Source organism: Microbacterium sp. ISL-103 (genome assembly GCF_018613995.1).
Lineage (GTDB): Bacteria > Actinomycetota > Actinomycetes > Actinomycetales > Microbacteriaceae > Microbacterium.
Window position 1 is genome coordinate 1 of the sequence record NZ_JAGGPD010000171.1, and the last position, 4,586, is coordinate 4,586.

Annotated in this window: 5 protein-coding genes; 3 read left to right on the top strand and 2 right to left on the bottom strand. The window is 67.8% G+C overall.

What is annotated here, in order from left to right:
- Positions 1 to 672: Ig-like domain-containing protein (locus J7E68_RS07090; protein ID WP_215171187.1), on the bottom strand; the 672-nt coding region annotated here is incomplete at its 3' end.
- Positions 673 to 808: 136 nt separating this feature from the next.
- Positions 809 to 1,483, bottom strand: a complete 675-nt coding sequence (locus tag J7E68_RS07095) for a GntR family transcriptional regulator (protein ID WP_215171190.1) — start codon at positions 1,481 to 1,483, stop codon at positions 809 to 811.
- Between the two features lie 92 nt (positions 1,484 to 1,575).
- Here J7E68_RS07095 and wecB point away from each other — a divergent pair, with 92 nt between their 5' ends.
- The 3 genes from wecB (at position 1,576) to J7E68_RS07110 (ending at position 4,220) form a co-directional block, all read left to right on the top strand.
- Positions 1,576 to 2,697 (top strand): non-hydrolyzing UDP-N-acetylglucosamine 2-epimerase, encoded by a 1,122-nt coding sequence (wecB, locus tag J7E68_RS07100; protein ID WP_215171192.1) that lies wholly within the window; start codon positions 1,576 to 1,578, stop codon positions 2,695 to 2,697.
- A gap of 144 nt (positions 2,698 to 2,841) precedes the next feature.
- Positions 2,842 to 3,546 (top strand): GntR family transcriptional regulator, encoded by a 705-nt coding sequence (locus tag J7E68_RS07105; RefSeq protein ID WP_215171194.1) that lies wholly within the window; start codon positions 2,842 to 2,844, stop codon positions 3,544 to 3,546.
- A complete protein-coding gene (locus J7E68_RS07110; protein ID WP_215171196.1) occupies positions 3,546 to 4,220 on the top strand; it encodes a GntR family transcriptional regulator in 675 nt (224 codons plus the stop codon). Before J7E68_RS07105 ends, J7E68_RS07110 begins: the two co-directional genes overlap by 1 nt.
- The last annotated feature ends 366 nt before the right edge of the window (positions 4,221 to 4,586 follow it).

Genomic DNA, 4,586 nt, shown 5'->3' on the forward strand with positions numbered 1-4,586 from the left:
CACCGCGGTCACCGTGTACGACTGCGACGTGAGGTCTTGGGTCGACGTCGCGCTCCACGAGCCGTCGGCGGCGACCGTCGCCGTGGCGATGACCGTGCCGTCATCCGTCAGCACCTCGATCACGAGCCCCGGCTCCCCGATGCCCGCGAACGTGGGGTGCGGCCCCGCCGATGCCGAATCGATCACGACCGACGAGTGGCTGGCCACGAGGCCGGTCTTCAGCCACGGGGTGCCCGCCGTCGTGTACGGGCGCAGCACCAGCTTGCCCTCGGTCGCAGACGCCCCGACCGTGAGACGACGGGTCTCGACGGGCCGATTCACCGCGTTCAGTGAGAAGCTCGCGCCGTCAGCGCTGCGCTCAGCGCTGAAGAGCTGGTTCTTCGAGCCGTCGCAGGCTGCCGCGACGGGTTCGCCGGCACCGGAATAGTCCAGGCAGAGGCCTCCGCTGCTGATGGTGCCGGTCGCACCCACCGCCGGGAGGGCGACATCGGCCGCGGCGCTCGCGGTCATCGTCGGCTGGGCGCCGACGACCAGAGCGTCGAGCGTGAAGTTGCCCTGCGCGAGCGTGCCGACAGCCGTGCCAGGCGTCTGTGCGCCCGCGGGTGCGACGGCGCAGAACCAGGCGACACCACCGACCAGCAACCCTGCGGTGATCTTCGTGGACTTCTTCATGTGCTGCCTTTCGGACGGCTCGCGGCGCATGGCGCCACGAACGAGAGTGATGCACGGATCGTGCGTGAGGGATCGTGCGTATGGGTGGGTCGTAGGGGTGCGGCGTGCGGGTGGGTCGTGCGTGAGGGGACCGCAGTCACGCGGAGGTGCCGGGGGCCGATTCGAGAGCCTCGACCACGGCGGCCGACAGAGCGGAGAGGGCTCGGTGGGCGGCGGCCGGATCATCGCGCCTGATGGATCCGAGGGCGGTGCCCAGCAGTGCGCGGCGGCGTTCCCGACCGGGCTCGAGGTCGACACCGTGGCGGTGCATCGTCTCAGCGGCGAGGAAGAGCCGAAGCGGCTCGGCGTAGTCCCGCACAACGCGCTCGCCGAGGCGATCGAACTCTCGCTCGATCAGGAACCCGGCCACGTCGAGGTAGTCGGTCAGTTCGCACCCGGACATCGGCGGAAGCGTGAGCGGTATGGCGGGGGCGGCGGCCGCGTCGGCCGACCTCCGCGTCACCGTGTCGAGAGTGCCGATCGTGAGAAGGCGACCGATGATCTCGGCGCGCTCGATCATGTCGTGGATCGTCCACTCGGCGACGCGAGTGCCCGCGTTCGGAGACACGTGGACCAGCCGCAGATCAGCGAGTCGCTGCAACGCCTCGCGCACCGGAGTGCGGGAGACCGACCAGCTGTGCGCGAGCAGATCGAGTCGCAGACGATGCCCCGGCGGCAGGCGTCCGCTGATGATCTCCTCCAGCAGTCGCTCATAGGCGAGTCCGCTGAGCAGCTGCGGTCGCAGCTGTTCTTCCAGGGAGCCCATCGGCATGGTGCGCCTCTCTCGGGTAACTAACATATTGGATGATTAGAGGATGACATACTTAATGGGTAACCACAAATCAACTAATATTTGAGAGAGTCATGGAATCGAAGGACATCGCGATCGTGCTCGGAACCCGACCCGAGATCATCAAGCTCGCCCCGGTCATCGCCGAGCTCGGTGATCGCGCTCTCGTGGTTCACACGGGACAGCACTACGACCGCGAGCTGTCGGGGCAGTTCCTGGATCAGTTCGGGATCGGGATGCCCGACGTCGTGCTGCAGGGGGTCGGCGGGAAGGATCGCGGCACGCAGATCGCCACAGCCATCGGTGCACTCACCGAGGTGCTCTCGGCCACCCCGGTGAAGGCCGTCATCGTGCACGGCGACACGAATGCGGCGTCGGCGGGTGCCCAGGCGGCGAACTACGCCGGCATCCCCGTGATCCATGTCGAAGCGGGACTCCGCTCCCACGACCGCTCGATGCCCGAAGAGCTGAATCGTCGTGTCATCGCAGTGCTCGCGGATGTGCACTGTGCCGCCACCGCGCACAACGCCGACAACCTGCGCCGTGAGGGCGTCGGGGCCGAGCGGATCGTCGTCACCGGGAACACCATCGTCGAGGCGACCCGGGAGTCACTGAGCCGCGGCCCGGCATCCATCACCCCTTTCTTCCCGCTCGGTCGCGTGCCCGAGCGCTTCGCGCTCGCGACGATCCACCGGCCGGAGAACACCGACACTCGCGCCGCGCTCGCGAGAGTGCTCCAATCCCTCGCAGAGATCGCCGTTCCCGTGCTGCTGCTCGCCCACCCGCGCACCCGTGCCGCAGCGGCGCGGTTCGACCTCACTCATCTGCTGGATCGGATGCTGCTCTCCCACTCCGCCGACCACCAGGAGTTCCTGACCCTGGCGTCTCGCGCCGCCCTGCTCGTCTCGGATTCCGGAGGACTGCAGGAGGAGTGCACGGTCATCGGGAAGCCGCTGCTGGTCATTCGGCGCAGCACGGAGCGGCCGGAGTCGATCGACGCCGGGTTCGCGCAGCTCATCACTCCCGAGCAGGACATCGCCGCCGCTGCGAACCTCCTGCTCGCGGCTGACGAACACGATCTCGACGAGAAGCCGTGCCCGTATGGCGACGGCAGTGCCAGCGCGCAGATCGCCGACATCGCGAGAGACGTCGCCGCTGCTCGCTGGGAGGGAACTCGCCTCGCCCTGGCGGCGTGAGCGAATGCGGCCGGTGGCGGACTCGCGACGCCGGGCTGTCTCGTGGTGCCGGTGCTCACTGACGTCGCCTGGCGACCCCCGCTGACCCGCCCGAGACTTGTCGATATATTAGATATTCACACGGCTTCCGGTTAGCATAAAGGTATGCCAGTGCCGACTACTCCCGCGCGGATGCCGCGCAAGCTGCTGCGGGACCAGATCTTCGACTCTCTTCTCGACGCGATCGTGTCGGGAGACCTGGCGGCCGGCGAACCGATCTCAGACAAGCAGCTCGAGACGTGGCTCGGCGCCTCCCGTACGCCGATCCGTGAGGCGGTGAATCGGCTCGCGGGCATGGGCCTGATCGAGGTCGCCCCTCAACGCGGCACGCGGATCGCTCCGCTCGACTCCACACGTTTCGCCGAAGAGATGGAGATGCTCGGCGTCGTGTACTCCGCGACGGTTCGCGAATCCGTCGCTCTGCTCACAGACGAAGATCGTTCTCAGATCCGCGAGCTGCACGATCGTGTGAGTCGCACGGAGAACGCGCTGGAGCGCGCACGCATCGTCGATGCACTGATGAGCGTGTTCATCGACCGGTACCGCAACACTCACGTGCAGCGGATACGCGAGAAGTCCGTGCCCCACGTCACACGCATGATCACGGCCCGCCCCGGCGCCCTCGACGCGACCGACACCTCGGCGGCACTCGATGCACTGGCGGCTGCGGCGGCAGCAGGAGAAGCGGATGCGGCAGCCGATGCCACCCGGGCGTACTTCACGGCGGGAGCCGCGAGCGTGCTGGCGCGCGACGCGGCCGAAGCTGCTGCAGCTGCGCAGACGACCGCATCCGAGAACGAGGGGGCCTGATGCCCACGACCGACGCCCCCCAGCCCCGCCGCCTGTTGCGCGACGAGGTCTATGACACCATCCTGGGTGCGATTCTCGACGGCACACTCGAGCCGGGCGAGGTGCTTCATGATGAAGAGCTGATGACCTGGTTGGGATCGTCGCGCACACCGATCCGCGAGGCGCTGAACCGCCTTGCCGAAGAAGACGTGGTCGAGCTGGTGCCGCACCGCCACACACGTGTGGCCCCCATCGATATCGCAGCCGTCAACGAGGGCCTGTTCGTCACGGGGGCGATCCACGAGCACATCGCGCGGACGAACACCGCGAATCTGACGGATGAGCAGATCGACGAGCTGAGACGTCGGCTCGTGCTCGTGAGCGAGGCGGTGGACGGCGACGATGCCGTCGCCCTCGGGCAGGCGATCCGCGAGTACTTCCTCGTACTGGTCGCCGCGTCGCCGAATGCGGTGTTGCGCGCGAAGGCCGAGACCCTTTCGTTGAAACTGACACGGTTCCTCACTCCGAGGGAGAACCTGCGGACCCCTGAGCAGGCGCTCGAATTCCTCCACGGAATCACGGCGGCCGTCGAGAAGCGCGACGGCGATCGCGCCGGTGACCTCAGTCGCGAGCTCCACGCGACCACCCGCAGCAACTTCATCGATCACTACCGCGAGTCCGACCCCTCGGACTGACCCCGCCACCGCTTCACCCCTCCGACCGCCCCGGGTCACATCGCCCACTCTCGGCCCAGGCTGCGCCGGCACGGCTCAGCGCACGCTCGATTCGGGATGTGCACGCTGGGCTCACTATGTGCCCGCGATTTATTGACCCGGCGACGTCCGCCGATTGTGCGCCCGCGGCTCAGAGCGTGGGCGCACCTTCACCTGAGGTGTTGAGTCTCGACGCATTCCGAATCGGATCGCTGCCAGTCGGGGCGCCCCGAGTAGAGGCGCTGCGGTTCGGATCGCGCTGATTCGAGGGGCTGCGATTCGCGTTACTCGCAGTCCAACCGCCGCGCCGCCCGCCCTGGCGTTTTGCGGCGACGCGCTTTTTCATGC

Excerpts from the sequence above, each read along its gene's own strand:
- J7E68_RS07095 (WP_215171190.1), bottom strand. The coding sequence starts at position 1,483 with ATGCCGATGGGCTCCCTGGAAGAACAGCTGCGACCGCAGCTGCTCAGC.
- wecB (WP_215171192.1), top strand. The coding sequence starts at position 1,576 with ATGGAATCGAAGGACATCGCGATCGTGCTCGGAACCCGACCCGAGATC.
- J7E68_RS07105 (WP_215171194.1), top strand. The coding sequence starts at position 2,842 with ATGCCAGTGCCGACTACTCCCGCGCGGATGCCGCGCAAGCTGCTGCGG.
- J7E68_RS07110 (WP_215171196.1), top strand. The coding sequence starts at position 3,546 with ATGCCCACGACCGACGCCCCCCAGCCCCGCCGCCTGTTGCGCGACGAG.